Origin of the sequence: Nostoc sp. KVJ3, assembly GCF_026127265.1 — a bacterium.
Taxonomy (GTDB): domain Bacteria; phylum Cyanobacteriota; class Cyanobacteriia; order Cyanobacteriales; family Nostocaceae; genus Nostoc.
Map to the genome: position 1 here is coordinate 1 of NZ_WWFG01000002.1, position 15,464 is coordinate 15,464.

The window sequence follows — 15,464 nt, forward strand, 5'->3', positions numbered from 1 at the left end:
GGATTTGCGTGAAAAGAAGATGATTTCGATCCACAAAAAGAAGATTACTGTGCATAAACCTGTTACCTTAAGTAGGCAATTCACATAAAATCAATGGGAGAAAGGGGAATCGGCGCGTGTTTTATTTTGAAAGATGACACTAATAGCTAGAGGTAAATCTAAAATTGAATAATTTCAGCTATTGCCAATTTCCACTTCTTTCCAGACAATGCTTAAAAGTAGTAGGCTGTATCTGGAAGGATTTCGGTAGCTAAAAATGACCACCGGATACATCCTCATCGCAGCAATTTTAATCTTGGGAGGCGTAATTGCCACCGTGGGCGATCGCATCGGCACACGAGTTGGCAAAGCCCGCCTCTCACTTTTTAAGCTTCGTCCAAAAAATACCGCTGTAGTGGTAACTATTTTTACGGGCGGTTTGATTTCAGCATCAACACTAGGAATTTTATTCGCTGCCGACGAAGGTTTGCGAAAGGGAGTCTTTGAATTAGAAGATATTCAAACAGACCTCAGACAGAAGCGGGAACAGCTAAAAACCGCAGAAACTCAGAAAAGTCAGGTAGAGAGTGAGCTAAATCAAGCAAGAGTTGCCCAAACAAAAGCACAACAAGACTTACAGGTAATTAACCAATCCTTACAGGCGGTGAATGCCAAACAACGCCAAACACAAGCTCAGTTGAACCGCACCATTGGTCAACAAGCCCTGACTCAAACTCAACTCCAACGCACTCAAGGTCAGCTAGAGCAAGTTGTAACTCAGTATCAAAAAGCCATAGCTGAGTTGCAAAGCGTTTCCAAGCAGAGAAAGGAGCTACATACGGCAGTTGAATTACTCAAGACAGAACGCCAACGACTTTATGCTGAAGCTAAAAAAGCCATTGACGAAGCCAAAACAGCCATTGAAAAACGCGATCGCGAACTCGCTAATCGCCAAGAAGCCATAGAAGTACGCGATCAAAAAATTGGTCAACTCGATCAACTAATTCAAAAGCGGAATGTAGAAGTTGCAGCACGAGAGCAAGTGATTGCCACACGTGAGTCGCGCCTCAAAGAATTGGAAGCACAACAGGAGCAACTAGAACTAGAAGTTGCAAGGCTAGAAAAATATTACCAGTCCTACCGCGACCTGCGTCTAGGTAAGCTGGCCTTAGTTCGCGGTCAAGTTCTATCTGCTGCTGTCATTCGTGTTACCAAACCTGCTGCTGCTCGTCAGGCAGTGGTACAACTTTTACAAGAAGCCGATCGCAACGCCAACCTCGAATTAAGTGAGCCTGGGGCAAATCCTGCCAATGTAGAGCTACTGCACGTGACTCAGGATAGGGTTGACCAATTGAGCAAGCAGATTAGCGATGGTCAAGAATACGTGATGCGAATTTTCTCGGCTGGTAATTATGTCAGGGGAGAAAAGCAGATAGAGTTTTTCGCTGATACAGCCAGAAATCAATTAGTTTTTTCGGGAGGCGCAGTGTTAGCCACAACTACTGCCGATTCCAAAACCATGACATCCTATCAGTTACAGCAACGGCTAGAAATACTAATTTCTGCTTCCCAATTTCGGGCTCGTAACGCCGGAATTGTCGAAAATGTGCAAGTAGAAGGGACTTTTCTGCGCTTTGTCACCCAATTAAGACAGTACAATCAACCATTGGAAATCAAAGCGATCGCGGCAGAGGACACTTATACAGCCGGGCCATTGAGAGTAAAATTAGTGGCAATAGTCAACGGAAAAATTATTTTTAGTACTTAAAACATTATTTGCACACTGTTATTAGTAAGATTTAAACATATTCAACAGCAGTCAAAATAGTTACTGTAATTGCATTTATTGATTTCTAATTCTTAATTTTAATTTTTAATTTCTTATGACTTTCCGCGAATTTTCACCAACGCAACCAGTCATATTAGGGTTTGATCCAGGTCGAGATAAGTGTGGTTTAGCGGTGATGGGACTGGATCGGCAATTGTATTATCATCAGGTCGTGCTAGCAAAAGAGGCGATCGCTACCATTGAAACACTGCGGCAAAAGTTTCCTATCTCTTTGATGGTGATGGGCGACCAAACTACAGCCAAGGAGTGGAGACAGAAGTTATATCAGGAATTGACAGAGCCTCTAAGTATTATTTTAATTGATGAGCGCTACACAACCTTAGAAGCACGCGATCGCTATTGGCAAATGTTCCCCCCCAAAGGGCTAATAAAGCTATTACCACAAGGTCTGCGACAGCCACCAAGACCAATCGATGACATTGTTGCCATCCTTTTAATCGAAAGATACTTAAACCGCCTCACTGAATCGACACTCAACCAATCTTAGATTTGGGATTTTTGATTTTGGATTAAAGGAAAAATTTAAAACCTAAAACTCAAAATCTAACAATTTTGAATTCAATCTCAAATCTCAAATCGAATGGCTTCTAACTTTCAAATTTCCGCCCGAATAGTAAAAGCATAATCTCCTCCGGGCTCTAGCTGATAATCTTGTTGCTCTAAAAATCGACCGAGAGGTTCTTTGATTAAGGCGCGGCCTTGAGAAGGCTTGACGGCAAGTTCTCCCCGGCGAAAATGCCACTGGAAATGCCACTCAAACTCACCTGCACTCACTTCACCCTCAAGGAAGCCGTGTTGCCAGGATTGGCGGGTGATTCTGACATGGGCAATGGTTTCTGGCAGTCGTCTTTTAGCACTCACAACGCTTTATGTCAAGTTTAGAATAACAGCCGCTCATATAGGCTGGCTTCTTATTTTATTTATCAAACATAGCTTAAATAGACAAACTGACAAAGTGGGTATTTGTAGTTGAGCAAAAATGCTGCTAATGGAGAATACTGTTAAATTTCAGTTAAAAGTGACTCTAGTAGACATCTCCAAAAAAATGTAGAGACGTTACATTATAACGTTTCTACAAGGTTTCAGGTAACGCATAATTAATTTCTGGAGATGTCTAATCATTTGTGATAGACAATATCCCCAGCTTCCTAGCTAAGTCAGCGAACTATGACTTTAGTCTATTAGCATAGTGATAAGTAGTGCGGATAGTTTTTGTTAAAATCTTAGGAATGAGTGTATTCTAGACACTACATATCTAATGCTTCTTTCATCAGTGTATTGTGGATTGATTGGGATTTCTTTGAATGATTTCAGCACAATTACAGCCCGATAAAGCTTAGAGGATTTATATTGCTTTTCTTGGATATCAAAACGCAGAATATTTTCTAGTGGATATTCGATAACTTGGTTGTCACGCAAACTTTTACGTTCGATAAGTACCTTATCAATGCTCTTATAGAAGGTGCAGATAGTTACAGGTGATGTTCCAAAAAAAGCAGCGATCGCCATGATAATTAATATAAATAAACTTAAGAAAAAGAGATAATTTTGCTGATTTTGCTGTATAAATAGAGAAGTTTGAGCAGAATTGATAAAATTATTAGTTTTCAAGATAAATTCCTGATTTTCTTCATAACTAATATGGGATAAAAGAGGAAACTCTTGAAATGGAGTCACAATTATAACTTGATAGGTTTTACCCCCTTTGCTAGTAGTCTTTGTAAGAATGTATGCTTCCTGGGGATCAAATATTTTGAGTTTTTCCATACTTCCTAGTAAATTAAACCGCTTCAATTCACAGTTAATTTGGTTTGATGAAGGTCGAATACAATTGAGACGAACTGAAGCAGAATCAAACACTAAGCAGTAAATCAAAAAGCTTAAACAGACAATAAAAGTACACCACCCGCTAACCCAATATCCGATTGGTCGATGCTTTAGCTGCAATCTTGTCCGGGTTTCTTCTACAATTTTCATCAGCGTCTGTGTATAGAATATTTCCCCCCTGACTAGAGTATTCCCCTCATGGCCTATTCATCGATCATCAACTCTAAGTACTAGGGAGGATTTATGATAAATTGCTAAAAAAGCTTTGACTAGCTGGTAGATAATTAGGGCAGAAAGCTATAGCTAGAAGCATGGAAAGCAAACAACTAGGAAAAACTGGTATCTTTGTGAGTACGATCGGTTTGGGTGGTATGCCCATGTCAATTTCTAATCGCCCTCCTGAATCCCAATCAATCCAAGTTATTCATCGGGCTTTGGATTTGGGTATTACATTTATTGACACTGCCGACTCTTACTGCAAAGATGAGTCAGAAAAACACCACAACGAGCGACTAATCCACAAGGCGCTTACTAGTTACAAAGGCGATGTTAGCCAAGTAATTGTGGCAACTAAAGGGGGTTTGATGCGTCCCGATGGAAACTGGACAAGCAACGGCAACCCAAAACATTTGCGCGAAACAATTCGAGTTAGCTTTGAGGCGTTAGGTGGTACTAAACCCATTGATGTTTGGCAATACCATTCTCCCGATCCTAATTACACCATTGAAGAATCCCTTACACCAGTTAAAGAAGCTGTGGAAGCAGGTTTGATTAGATTTGTAGGAGTTTCTAACTTTTCCGTCGAACAAATTAAGTGGGCGCGGGATGTAGTAGATATTGTCTCAGTGCAGAATCAATATAGCCCTTGGCAACGACAGCCAGAAAATGATGGCGTGTTGGAGTATTGCGAACAGCAAGGATTGACCTTTTTACCTTGGAGTCCTTTTGGTGGTAGACGTCGCCATCAGGATTTGTCCGATATTCCTGCGATCGCTAAGTTAGCTAAAGAAAAAGACGTGTCAGTATATAATATCGTTCTGGCATGGTTACGTTCCAAGTCGCCCGCTATTTTGCCAATCCCCGGTGCTAGCAAGATTTCTAGTATTGAAGACTCAGTACAAGCTATCAATGTAAAACTATCTGATGAAGAAGTGCAAAAAATTGATCGGGCAACTTAATCATTTTCACTAACTAATCATAGATATGGTTATTTGATGAAAATATATAGATCCTAAATCCGCGATAAATCGCCGTCAAGACGAAGGACTGATTTCTGTAAAGACGGCGATTTATCGCATCTCTTGCCTTAACCGAACAATATTAGGATAGCCCTCACAACATAGCTGAAAATATAATATCGGCTGTTTGGTGGTACAATAACCTCGTACTGGTTAAACCAAAGGCTGCAAGATTTAACTTAATAGTTAAGTTGATAAGTGTAATAGCTAGTATAAATTGCATCTGCCTTGAGTGAGCCGAATCGTTGAGTGGTTTCTCGTTATCAGCCGCTAGAGCCTCTACCGAGTAAGTTTTGTTGTGTTCCTGATCGTTTTGGCAAAATTGGCATTAAAGGCAATTGGATTACTAAAAACTATTGCGTCTTCTAGCTATTTTTGTCGTCGAGATTGCAATTTATAACTTTGGGTTGCTGACAGCAGTGTTTTTTGAGTATTATGTATTGTGCGTCTGCTTTCCCAGCTTTTCATGTAACGCCTCACGTTTACTATTACGAGAGTTTGCGCTGTTATATTTAGTGTGTAATCTAAGCTTGTTTGCTGTGTACTAGCGATCGCTAGTACGATCCCCAGTAACCTAATTATGTTACCTCTATTTGCAGGATCCATCAGGCCAAACTATAGTTTTAATATTCCCTGACCAATACCTATTGTTGGTGCCTTTGGTTATATCAATTGGGACATTATATATTATGTAGTAATTACTGAGTTCTCAGCATATTTACTATACTCGCATATTTCTGTAAAAAAACATTCAGTACCTGAGTAAGAAAAGGTGTAGACAATGATACTTAATTTTTGTAAAACTCTTTAAACTTTGAAGGAAATATTTCGTCAAAGTTTTTAGTTTCTTGTTATACATATAATTACTGCCTGCCCCATTGCTGCATAGGTATTGCTTCTCACATAGCAACCGCCCCTCTAGAGAGTCTACAAATGCTTAAACCCCTTTTGCTGTCAGGATGGTTCCGCGCGCAACCATTTTTCAATTACGTTGTCGTTGTGATACTGATTGCACCCTTGCTAGGAGCATCGGGTAACTCGACCCCAGCCAGATCCGAAGTAGCTAAACTAACTTCAACGACTGGAGATTCTGACTCTGTATCAAAGGAAATAGCTGTAGTTGGGGAACCTGAAATAGCTGGAAGATTAAAAACAGATCGGATAAACTCCTTAACAGAAAAAGTTGATTCTGTGCCAACACAAAGTACTGCTGTCCAAGAACCGCAAGTATTACCAGCAGATAAAATTGAGTCTTTGGCTCAAGCAGATAGTTCTGTATCAAACAGCGATGTAACTGTTCCTGATACTTTGGCAGCAGTTGAACTTGCACCATCAACAGATGTTCCTGTTAGTCAGCTTAATTTAATACAAAAACTCAAAGCTGCTAATGTCAAGTCTTTGAAAAGACAAGAAAATTCTCTCTATAGAGATAAGTCTTTGACTAAATCATTGACAGCAACTCAAGTAGCACCAACTCTTAGAGAATCACAACCAACCACCACAACGGAAACACCTGTTGCCGAACCAGTTGATGAGTCCCAAGCAGAACAAATAGATCCATTAGGCAGTCCTCATCCTATTCCTTGGAAATGGATTACAACTACTCAAGAAGCTATTAGTTCCAAAGGTGGTTCTGGAGTGCGTCACTACCGCAGTGTACCCGTGGTTTCTCCAGATGGGAAATATGCTGTTTATAGCCGGGTACAACTAGAAGTAAAACCTCAAATGTATAACAGTCGTGTTACCAGCGTTCTGTTTGTCCAAGATATGCAAACCAAGAAGTTATGGGTAATGGCTTCAACTACTCCTGTGAGCGATCCTTTATTAAAGGTAAAGGCTGTAAAAGAGGCAGTATCAGAAGAAACTGATACAAATGGTAAAATTGGGGTATTAGTTCCTGTTAGCTGGTCAGAAAAAGGCGATCGCTTTTTAGCACGCAAGTTTGAAGGTCTATTTAACACAGGTGATTCTACAGATAGCGCGGTGATTTGGGATCGGCAAAAAAATCACGCTAATATAGTTGCTCCGGTTAATCAGGAAGAAGAGCATGAAAAAATTGCCGTCTTGTTAGGTTGGAGTAAAAGCCAACCGGATCATGTGCTATTCCGTACAGGTGAATTGGGCGAGGAAAACTGGCCATTAATGCAAGTTACTAATGATGGCAAAACTGTTACTACAACAGATAACGATCAGCCTATTACTTTTGGTAAAAAGGTTACAGAAGTTTGGGCAGGGCCACAAGTGGCCTATCGATAAGCCATTAAATAATTCGTAATTATGTTTTGTGATAGCGAAGCAGGAGCGTCTGGGGATTTAAACCCCAATCGCATTACAAGCAACCCATAGGGGATGGGGACTTTCACCCCTTTATTCGTTAAAAATCTTATATATTTCCGTTATTGCCAGTAGTGATAACGGGATTTTTTTTAATGTAATATTAAGTGCGGCTAATAAAACTGGATAAAAACGTTCGTAGTCAAGACTGAAGTCCTGATTTTATTCATGTAGTATCTCGTAGTGAGAACTTTAGTCCTCACTACAAACCAAAGTTTTTATTATGGATATTTTGACGCACATCATTATGATAAATATTTTTGGCAACAAAGATTTATTTATCACCTCTTTCCCATTCAGGGATGGCTCCTTTTACCCTACGGATGGGCAAATTAGCAATTAAAGCTGTGGTTCGTTGGTTGCTTTCTAAGGAGAACTCCAAGCCCTCTGTCTCAATTTCAACATAGCGACAGACTACATCTAGGATTTCTTTTCGCATTTTTTCCAACGTTTGAGGATCTAAATCAGCGCGATCGTGAGCAATCACCAATTGCAGGCGACGTTTAACTTGAGTTCGACTGCTATCAGGGCCGCGAGAAAAAAGTTTTTCTAGAAGTTCAATCATTACGAATAGGTCTGGCGCGGAGACTGGAAAAGTAAGTTAAACAATCTTAGTCCACAACAACCTTCGTAGACGGGCGAAGATGCTGTCTTGGGATGAGTCGATCTCCAGAAATTCGACACTTTCCCCTTCTAATCTACGAGCAATGTTCTCAAAGGCTGTGGCAGCTAAAGAGGGATTTTCCGCTAACACTAAGGGTTCGCCGCGATTGGTAGATACAATAACACGCTCGTCGTCAGGGATTACCCCGATCAGGGGAATGGCGAGAAGTTCCTGAACATCTTGCACTGACATCATATCATTTGCCTGCACCATTGCGGGTCTGATGCGGTTAATTATTAAATGAACACGCTTGATACCTTGTGCTTCTAGTAAACCAACTACCCGATCGGCATCACGAACTGAAGAAATTTCTGGCGTGCTGACAACTAGTGCTTCTTTTGCCGGGCCGATCGCATTTTTAAACCCATTTTCAATCCCGGCGGGGCTATCGATGATCACGTACTGATACTTTTGCGCTAGGGCATTCACCAGTAACTTCATCTGTTCTGGTGTGACTGCATCTTTGGAGCGATTTTGGGCTGCTGGTAGGAGTACAAGATTGGGTTGGCGCTTATCTTTCACCAAGGCTTGTTCTAAGCGGCACTCTCTGGCCAAGACTTCCACCGCAGTATAAACGATGCGGTTTTCCAGCCCTAGCAGCAAATCCAAATTTCTCAAACCAAAATCCGCATCAACCAAGGCAACTTGACGACCCATTTTGGCTAAAGCCATGCCCAGATTTGCTGAAACTGTGGTTTTACCCACTCCTCCTTTACCGGAGGTAATCACTATAATGCGAGTCATGATAGAAATGCGGTCAATGAGGGTTCAGGAAATATAAAACTGTAAATTGCAGTATAAAGTATGAAGTATCGTATCAAGTATGAAGAAATATCTGATCTCCCTGATTCGGACGAGGGATAAATATTTTTTGATTGCGATGTCTGGCGACAAGCTGCTTTGCGTCTACGCTCGGTCGTGTGAAATACACAACGCTAGGGATAGGGATTAGAGTAGTGTATTCCATCTACATGAAAACCGCTATATTTCATCCTTCATATTCTTCATATTTTAGGTAAATATTCAGGGCTACTAATTGCTCTTAGTAAATTGGTTTCTAGAAAAATCACTAGCCCTAGCGATGCGAATCCCTTGGGGCATAATATGTGCCACTTCTGGAGAAAATTGCATCGGTAATTTTTCTGGTGCCCTAGCTACAGCATCTGCGATCCGCAATTGGGTAGGTTCCATTTGCAAAGCCATAATCAGACACTCACGATTACCTCCAGCCCCAGCATGAGCAATTCCACGTAGACGACCCCAAATAATAATATCTCCATCTGCAATCACAATACCACCTGGATTTACATCTCCTAAGATAATTACTGTACCAGGATGACGAATTTCTACTCCAGAGCGGACTGTTGTTTCGAGATAGAGGGCATCTGCTTGAGGGGTAGCTGTAGCTTCTGGCTCTGTACTCAGAGAAGTTACGGGCTGCAATTGTTCTACAGAATACCCAGATGTCACGGCTGCGATCGCAGTTTGCCGCCGACTCGTAGAGACAGATATTAGTCGCAGTTGGACTTCACTTAAAGCCTCGGCGAGTTCTTGAAGTTGCCTGGCATCTACTAGGCGGTCTTGTGCCATGAGATGTACAGGAGTATTAGATACACGGAAGCGATCGCCTGCATTCAAACGTTGCCTGATTTGTTGCCAAATATCAGACCAACTGAGTTCTGAAGCAGATACTTGAGATTCCGGCGGCAAAATTAATAGTAGTCGTCCTTCCTTACTTTTTAACTGGACTTGAGTATTGTCATTTACACGATGCCCTGATATTGCTGACTCATTGGGATTTGAATCAGTCAGGATAAAATCTGAGGCAGCATCAGTATTTGACTCTACGTTTGGATGAGCAGGATTTGACTCTACATTCTCATCTGCAAGGACAGTATTTGATTTTAAATAAAGGAGGACAGATTTTAACTCAGCATCAGGGGGGATAGGTTCTGACTCTAAATCAGAAACAGTAGGATTTACCTCTACCTCCGAAAGGATAGAGTTGGATTCTGCATTAGGAAGTGCAGAATTTGACTTGAGATTGGGAATCGCAGAATCAGAAGTCATGCAGTATTAGCCAAAAGACAATAAATTTTGGATTTTGGATTTTGGATTGTAACCCACAACAGGCGTAACGGGACGTTAGTTTGATATTAGCCAAAAGATTCTTTAATCTAAAATCTAAAATCTAAAATCTAAAATTGGCACGGTTAGCCTCTGATAAACTGTCCCCAAGGCATCAGCATCACCAACATTACCTGGAAACAGCACCACAGGCAAATCAGGAAACTGGGGATGATCTGATGGCGTTAACACCATTGAACAACCAGCTAAAATTTGACCGAGTAAGCGGGCTGAAGTTAAAGCTAGTCCAGTACTCAAGACATCGTTTGAAGTAATGCCACCCTTGCTGATTAAGAATCCTATATCAGATGGTAAACCTTGCACAATATCCATCAGTAAACTTGAAACTTTTGCTCCAAACTCCAAGCGGGTATTGACATCTTTAAAATTCAGTTCCTGACGGCTAGTATAAACCACTGGTGTTTTGCCCGCTTCATGTGCCGCTCTTGTACTTTCCTGAATTTCGGTTAGCAGTGCCACAGATTGACTTGCCCCTTCATCAAGTAATCGCGCTACATTGATTTCGATTCCCACGGTTCCCTCTAGTTGCAATAGCGCCTCTAGCTGTTGAGTAGTCTTTTTCACATGGGAACCAACAATCACCGCACCTGGTTTGCCTTGTCGCACATACTGGGCCATTTTTTCGGCGGCAATAGGTTGGGGTGGTAAAGCGGCTAAAGCCGTTAAAATACTTGCGGCACTGCGAAACAGAAAGCGTTTTCCTTGACTTGCTGCTGCTAAAACATCTATTGCAAAGTGGTTGAGATCGTCTTGAGTTTCACCATCAACAACAGCGCACTGATTACCATTAAGTTTTAACAAGCGTTCCAAACTACCAGCGCGAATATCCGCTAGGAGAAACTTTTCTACAGTTTCGGCATTAATTGCTCCTTGAGTCTTTTCTTCAACATACTTGGGTAAGTAACTGTGATGGTAGCTGAAGACGGAATCACGGGCAAATTCGGTTTCATGGACTGGGGTGGGGACACCGCCAATAATTAAGTAATGTACGCTGTCGCGGGTGATGCGTCCACCTTCAAAAAATGCTGGGACAAGAAAATGAGCATCAAAAGGGCCGAGTTCTTGGGCGATCGCATCAGTTTCAACAGGATAATGCCCTCGCAAGGTAGAATCGGAACGACTAACAATCAGAAAATCGTCAATTCCTTCAGCATCTAAGGCGATTTTCAGGTTTTGACAAACTTCTCTGGTGACAGATGTAGCTGACTCTGGCGTTAGGGATCTAGTATTAGTCAGCACAAAGAAAATCGGCGAATCATCCTGCAATCCAATGCGCAAAGTATCTACATCCCAGTGCATTAGCAGCAAGCAGCTATGGACTGTTTGAGAACCCGTAGGATCGTCATCTAGGACTATTATTTTGGGTTTGTTGCTCATTTAAGTAATTTTTACCTAGAGGATGTTTTAAAAGTTTTAAAAGTATTGGGCGAATAGAATGATGCCTCCGGTGCGCGGCTTGGGCAACGCGACTACACGAAGCTTAGTCCACCTCCGTGGACTAATGCAAAATTGTTTTTAACCTGCGGAGGCAGGTTTTGTTTGTGTAGCTGCGACTTCTAGTCGCCCAAGCTTTACAAACATTTACTTAGCCTTTCTGCAATTTTCTGATTTCTGCTTGCACATCGATCGCAATTTGCAATGATTGATTTAGCAGTTGAGCATATTCACCTGCTTGACTACTAACTTCCAAGGCTTGCAGACTGGCTAAATTATTCACAAATAACTCTTGATTATTAGCAAGCAATTTTTTATTATCCCGCAAAATTCGCTCCGTTTTCAGAGCGCGGACTAAATCTTCTCTAATTAGTTGTAGGGCTGCGGTGACTTGATCTCGGTCATGGATGCTGCTTTCTACGTTTCCTGACGCTGCCAATTGGTCATTAATATCGATGGCAGCAACTAGGTCATGATATTTATCAACTTCATCTAAAAGTATTGTAAGTCCTTCTGGACAGGTCAATTGTCGCCACAGCCATCGCCCCACTAATATCGGCATTGGCACTAAAATTAGTAAAAGAATTCCGAATTTAATTGAAGAACCAATTGTTGGCAGAATAATAAACGCATAAATAAAGCCAACGATTATTGGGGTTAGGGCTAGCGTCACCAGCAATTCATTCATCAAAAACCCTAATCGCTTCTTGCTATCTCGCAGAACCGAGGGGCGAAAAACGTCTTCTGGATCGAACCCAGTTAAACGCCTCAGTTCCCCCTTGCTAATTTCCAAGCCTATTAAGTCCGGCTGCACAGATTACTCCTATGGAAACCCAAGTTGCGTATTCACTCTAAACTATTGGTGAATTTTAGCAACCCCCCAAGCTGATAAAATTATTGAAGAGAAATTTTAATCGGGTTTATCGTGATGATTGTGGTTATATTCGGGAAACCAGTTTTCATCTAAGATTTGTTCTAAAGAGCCAAGAAGTGCAACAGGGAATGTATCAATAGGAAGTTTGGAGCGATCGCTTGCTTCTTTCCTTGCGTCTTGATAACATTCATCAAATATTTCTAAAATGTAAAGCTTAAGACTAGGACTATCTTTGAGTTCATCCTTAATCTCCCTACGGAATGTCCTAATTTCTCCTTTCCAATGCCCTTCATTGCGCAGTTTGCTTTTGTAGCCATGATGCAGATTTAAATTCGTTTACAGCCAAGCCTGTAGTGCCACCAATTAGTATTTCTTCATAGACTTCAAAAGGAACAAGAACATCTGTATAAAGAGACTCTAAAATCTTTAAATCACCCACAGCAGCGACAAGGGCAATTAAGGGAGAAGTGTTAATAACAATTTGATTGTTACTAGGCATTTTCTAGTACAGTGCGGCGGAAATAAACTACCCATTCCAAATCAATGAAACCCTCATGCTGTATTCGTTTTTAATTTTTAATTTTTAATTTTTAATTCCGCCCTGCGGTACTAGGTCTGATAATAATTCCTCTTCACTCAGGTCAATTAAGGGAATCCCATACTCATTGAGCTTAAGGATAAAGGTGACTCGATCTACTCCTACTAATGCAGCAGCCATACCAGAGGAAAGGCGTTTCATTTCATAGAGTTTAACTGCCATTGCCCATTTTGATTCTTGTTCAAATTGTTCTCTGGTTTTACCAACAGCATCAGGTAAGGTTTCAGGGTAGCTGATTGTCAGTTGTAATGACATAGTTGTTGTTTATCCTATTTAGGACGGCTATATATATTGTAAATCCAGCACTGATGCCTCAGAAACTCGGTTTTGTAATTAGGTGTAAGATGTCATTAAAATATCTTCTTATGAATAGAAAATACACAAGTTCAATTTCAGCCATGCTTACGGAATCATCGCCCAAGACATGAAAGCCAAGCCACTGCTGTTTCTCGTTGTAGAAGATCACCCAGAGGTAGCCCAAAATAACTGTGATTTTCTCAGAAAATTCGACTTTAGAGGGGGTTGAAAGTGCGCTGAATGGAGAATTGAAATTGCCTAGAGAGTTACGTCAAGAATTAAATTTGAACGAGAAAGAGTTGGAAACTCTCAAACTTCTATGTCAAGAATCCTTAACAGATCAAGTGATCGTTCATCGTCTTCATATATCGCTCAGGGCTGTTCAAAATCATATCCAACACTTGAAAGTAAAATTGGGTATCGATGAAGTTGAACAAAAATATCTCAATTCCCGCATCGCCCTTTGTATGAAAGAAATTCAGAAAAAATTATTATCATTTTGATTTAGAGGTTTATCAAAGAGGGCAGGAGGCAGGAGGGAAACTGACTCCATAGAAGCGTGCGATCAAAGTGAACTTGAGTTTAAAACCCCGCAGTTATACGGGGCTTATAAATGGGGATTCATCCTTCTGACTCCTGCCTCCTTCAACCTACAACTACTGGACTTGCTACCTTCTTGTGTCTTTGGGAAGGTGGACGCATCCCCAAACCAAGTAAATTGAGCATTTCTTGGTCAGTATCGTAATCTGGACAGGGAGTTGTCACTGTCAACATTTTGTTGTCGTCGCTAGAAAAAATAGAATTAGCTCCTGCCATAAAGCAGAAAGCTTGTTCAACTTGAGAAAGTCTAGCCCTACCAGCACTAAGACGCACATCAGAAGCTGGCATTAAAATCCTGGCTGTGGCAATCATCCGCACAATATCCCAAATGGGGACATCAGGCTGATTTTCTAAGGGTGTGCCTGGTACTTGTGAAAGAATATTAATTGGTACTGACTCTGGATGCGGATGTAAGTTTGCCAGAGTTTGTAACATCCCAACCCGGTCATCGACGGTTTCGCCCAAACCAAGAATACCACCGGAACATACGGTAACATTGGTTTGACGGACATTCTCGATTGTGTTCAAGCGATCGCTATAAGTTCTCGTGGTAATAATTGTGCTGTAATATTCCTGCGAGGTATCTAAGTTATGGTTGTAAGCATAAAGTCCTGCTTCTTCCAGTTTCCTAGCCTGATTTGCCGTCAACATACCCAGAGTGCAGCACACTTCTAAACCCATTGCGGTTACATCCTTGACCATTTCCAGGACTTCCTCAAATTGTGAGTTATCCCGGACTTCCCGCCAAGCAGCACCCATGCAGATGCGACTAACACCAGTTTCTTTCGCTTTCTGGGCAATGTTAACTACCGTTTCCTTTTCTAGGAGTGCTTCTGCTTTTACCTCTGTTTTATAGCGGGAAGATTGGGCACAGTAGCTACAATCTTCTGGACAACCCCCCGTTTTAATGGATATAAGCTTACAAACTTGTATTTTTGTTGGGTCATGATATTGGCGATGCACGCTAGCAGCTTGATAAATCAGCTCTAGCAATGGCATATTGTATATCGCCTGAATCTCTAATTCCTGCCAATCGTAGCGTATTCCCACCACATCACTATCCTTCTTGTAGACTGGGTTGAATCTTGAGCTGTCTGTCTTTTGGTTGAATTTCCTGCGATACAGCGTTTGGACAAAGCGATTTTATCGAAGTTATGCCCTGCACTGTGCTTTATCACCTATTGGCTCTCAATCCTTGCGCTCTAGATATTAGACATCAGCTTATCAAGATTTTGGTGGAATGGCAGATTACTAGCAAAACTCTACCTTTGCTGATTTTGAGATGGCAAGACGAATTAATACCTTGAGACGAAAGGAATAGGACGATTTTCTAAGCCAATAGCCTAACCTCTGCCATTTCTCAGTGAGCTAAAGGATAAATATTAGCGCGATCGCTTTCTTCCACTTCTACATTTGTTTGTAAATAATCACGCAGCCAATTACAGCCATATACCATGATTATTCATCCGTTATAAAATATTTAATTTTGATTCATCAGGCTTTATTATTGTTACTTTATACCAACTTTTGATAAAGCTTTGGAAACATAATACCGTTTATTTGTGAAGCTGCATATATTTACTTACCCCCCGATGTGTTAGGGGACTTATTAAGTGCATCTT

General features: G+C 41.2%; 16 protein-coding genes and 1 pseudogene. 6 read left to right on the plus strand and 11 right to left on the minus strand.

The features are described from left to right. Positions 1 to 256 precede the first annotated feature (256 nt). Both GTQ43_RS16335 and GTQ43_RS16340 read left to right on the plus strand, forming a co-directional pair. On the plus strand, positions 257 to 1,747 hold the full coding sequence (locus GTQ43_RS16335; RefSeq protein ID WP_265273795.1) for a DUF3084 domain-containing protein: 1,491 nt from the start codon (positions 257 to 259) through the stop codon (positions 1,745 to 1,747). Between the two features lie 115 nt (positions 1,748 to 1,862). Further along, positions 1,863 to 2,315 carry a pre-16S rRNA-processing nuclease YqgF gene (locus GTQ43_RS16340; RefSeq protein WP_265273796.1) on the plus strand — a complete coding sequence of 151 codons (453 nt, stop codon included), beginning with the start codon at positions 1,863 to 1,865 and terminating at the stop codon, positions 2,313 to 2,315. 107 nt (positions 2,316 to 2,422) lie between these two features. Here GTQ43_RS16340 and GTQ43_RS16345 read toward each other — a convergent pair whose 3' ends face one another. Both GTQ43_RS16345 and GTQ43_RS16350 read right to left on the minus strand, forming a co-directional pair. After that, entirely contained in the window at positions 2,423 to 2,689 is a 267-nt protein-coding gene (locus tag GTQ43_RS16345; protein WP_265273797.1) for a DUF3146 family protein, read from the minus strand. A gap of 354 nt (positions 2,690 to 3,043) precedes the next feature. Further along, positions 3,044 to 3,805, minus strand: coding sequence for a hypothetical protein (locus GTQ43_RS16350; RefSeq protein WP_265273798.1), 762 nt, complete (start codon positions 3,803 to 3,805; stop codon positions 3,044 to 3,046). 161 nt (positions 3,806 to 3,966) lie between these two features. Here GTQ43_RS16350 and GTQ43_RS16355 point away from each other — a divergent pair, with 161 nt between their 5' ends. Then, positions 3,967 to 4,833, plus strand: coding sequence for an aldo/keto reductase (locus GTQ43_RS16355; RefSeq protein WP_265273799.1), 867 nt, complete (start codon positions 3,967 to 3,969; stop codon positions 4,831 to 4,833). A 993-nt stretch (positions 4,834 to 5,826) separates the two neighbouring features. Continuing rightward, positions 5,827 to 7,149 (plus strand): hypothetical protein, encoded by a 1,323-nt coding sequence (locus GTQ43_RS16360; RefSeq protein ID WP_265273800.1) that lies wholly within the window; start codon positions 5,827 to 5,829, stop codon positions 7,147 to 7,149. A gap of 352 nt (positions 7,150 to 7,501) precedes the next feature. On the opposite strand, the gene minE is transcribed toward GTQ43_RS16360, so the two are convergent. From minE to GTQ43_RS16400, 8 genes and pseudogenes are all read right to left on the minus strand, one after another. Further along, entirely contained in the window at positions 7,502 to 7,792 is a 291-nt protein-coding gene (minE, locus tag GTQ43_RS16365; protein ID WP_012410010.1) for a cell division topological specificity factor MinE, read from the minus strand. Positions 7,793 to 7,828: 36 nt separating this feature from the next. Next, entirely contained in the window at positions 7,829 to 8,635 is an 807-nt protein-coding gene (gene minD, locus GTQ43_RS16370; protein WP_012410009.1) for a septum site-determining protein MinD, read from the minus strand. A 288-nt stretch (positions 8,636 to 8,923) separates the two neighbouring features. Continuing rightward, on the minus strand, positions 8,924 to 9,961 hold the full coding sequence (gene minC / locus GTQ43_RS16375) for a septum site-determining protein MinC (RefSeq protein WP_265273801.1): 1,038 nt from the start codon (positions 9,959 to 9,961) through the stop codon (positions 8,924 to 8,926). Positions 9,962 to 10,075: 114 nt separating this feature from the next. Then, the gene (locus GTQ43_RS16380) at positions 10,076 to 11,416 is read right to left on the minus strand and encodes a four-carbon acid sugar kinase family protein (RefSeq protein ID WP_265273802.1); all 1,341 of its coding nucleotides are present in this window, start codon (positions 11,414 to 11,416) and stop codon (positions 10,076 to 10,078) included. A 208-nt stretch (positions 11,417 to 11,624) separates the two neighbouring features. Continuing rightward, entirely contained in the window at positions 11,625 to 12,287 is a 663-nt protein-coding gene (locus GTQ43_RS16385) for a hypothetical protein (RefSeq protein WP_265273803.1), read from the minus strand. Between the two features lie 96 nt (positions 12,288 to 12,383). Further along, positions 12,384 to 12,644 (minus strand): annotated as a pseudogene (locus GTQ43_RS16390) (DUF29 domain-containing protein); the annotation flags it as partial. Continuing rightward, the gene (locus GTQ43_RS16395) at positions 12,637 to 12,846 is read right to left on the minus strand and encodes a hypothetical protein (RefSeq protein WP_265273804.1); all 210 of its coding nucleotides are present in this window, start codon (positions 12,844 to 12,846) and stop codon (positions 12,637 to 12,639) included. The gene GTQ43_RS16395 and the pseudogene GTQ43_RS16390, both read right to left, overlap by 8 nt. Before the next feature lie 84 nt (positions 12,847 to 12,930). Next, positions 12,931 to 13,200: a UPF0175 family protein gene (locus tag GTQ43_RS16400; RefSeq protein WP_265273805.1), complete on the minus strand. Its 270-nt coding sequence runs from the start codon at positions 13,198 to 13,200 to the stop codon at positions 12,931 to 12,933. A gap of 233 nt (positions 13,201 to 13,433) precedes the next feature. Here GTQ43_RS16400 and GTQ43_RS16405 point away from each other — a divergent pair, with 233 nt between their 5' ends. After that, positions 13,434 to 13,745 carry a hypothetical protein gene (locus tag GTQ43_RS16405; RefSeq protein WP_265273806.1) on the plus strand — a complete coding sequence of 104 codons (312 nt, stop codon included), beginning with the start codon at positions 13,434 to 13,436 and terminating at the stop codon, positions 13,743 to 13,745. A gap of 142 nt (positions 13,746 to 13,887) precedes the next feature. Here GTQ43_RS16405 and bioB read toward each other — a convergent pair whose 3' ends face one another. Then, positions 13,888 to 14,895: a biotin synthase BioB gene (gene bioB / locus GTQ43_RS16410; RefSeq protein WP_265273807.1), complete on the minus strand. Its 1,008-nt coding sequence runs from the start codon at positions 14,893 to 14,895 to the stop codon at positions 13,888 to 13,890. Positions 14,896 to 14,996: 101 nt separating this feature from the next. Between bioB and GTQ43_RS16415 the strand changes: the two genes are divergently transcribed. Continuing rightward, on the plus strand, positions 14,997 to 15,149 hold the full coding sequence (locus tag GTQ43_RS16415) for a hypothetical protein (RefSeq protein WP_265273808.1): 153 nt from the start codon (positions 14,997 to 14,999) through the stop codon (positions 15,147 to 15,149). Positions 15,150 to 15,464 lie beyond the last annotated feature (315 nt).

Bases quoted from the DNA above. Each gene is read 5' to 3' on its own strand.
- minC (WP_265273801.1), bottom strand. From the start codon at position 9,961: ATGACTTCTGATTCTGCGATTCCCAATCTCAAGTCAAATTCTGCACTT.
- GTQ43_RS16395 (WP_265273804.1), bottom strand. From the start codon at position 12,846: ATGCCTAGTAACAATCAAATTGTTATTAACACTTCTCCCTTAATTGCC.
- GTQ43_RS16380 (WP_265273802.1), bottom strand. From the start codon at position 11,416: ATGAGCAACAAACCCAAAATAATAGTCCTAGATGACGATCCTACGGGT.
- GTQ43_RS16350 (WP_265273798.1), bottom strand. From the start codon at position 3,805: ATGAAAATTGTAGAAGAAACCCGGACAAGATTGCAGCTAAAGCATCGA.
- GTQ43_RS16400 (WP_265273805.1), bottom strand. From the start codon at position 13,200: ATGTCATTACAACTGACAATCAGCTACCCTGAAACCTTACCTGATGCT.
- GTQ43_RS16355 (WP_265273799.1), top strand. From the start codon at position 3,967: ATGGAAAGCAAACAACTAGGAAAAACTGGTATCTTTGTGAGTACGATC.
- GTQ43_RS16340 (WP_265273796.1), top strand. From the start codon at position 1,863: ATGACTTTCCGCGAATTTTCACCAACGCAACCAGTCATATTAGGGTTT.
- GTQ43_RS16415 (WP_265273808.1), top strand. From the start codon at position 14,997: ATGCCCTGCACTGTGCTTTATCACCTATTGGCTCTCAATCCTTGCGCT.
- GTQ43_RS16360 (WP_265273800.1), top strand. From the start codon at position 5,827: ATGCTTAAACCCCTTTTGCTGTCAGGATGGTTCCGCGCGCAACCATTT.
- GTQ43_RS16335 (WP_265273795.1), top strand. From the start codon at position 257: ATGACCACCGGATACATCCTCATCGCAGCAATTTTAATCTTGGGAGGC.
- minE (WP_012410010.1), bottom strand. From the start codon at position 7,792: ATGATTGAACTTCTAGAAAAACTTTTTTCTCGCGGCCCTGATAGCAGT.
- minD (WP_012410009.1), bottom strand. From the start codon at position 8,635: ATGACTCGCATTATAGTGATTACCTCCGGTAAAGGAGGAGTGGGTAAA.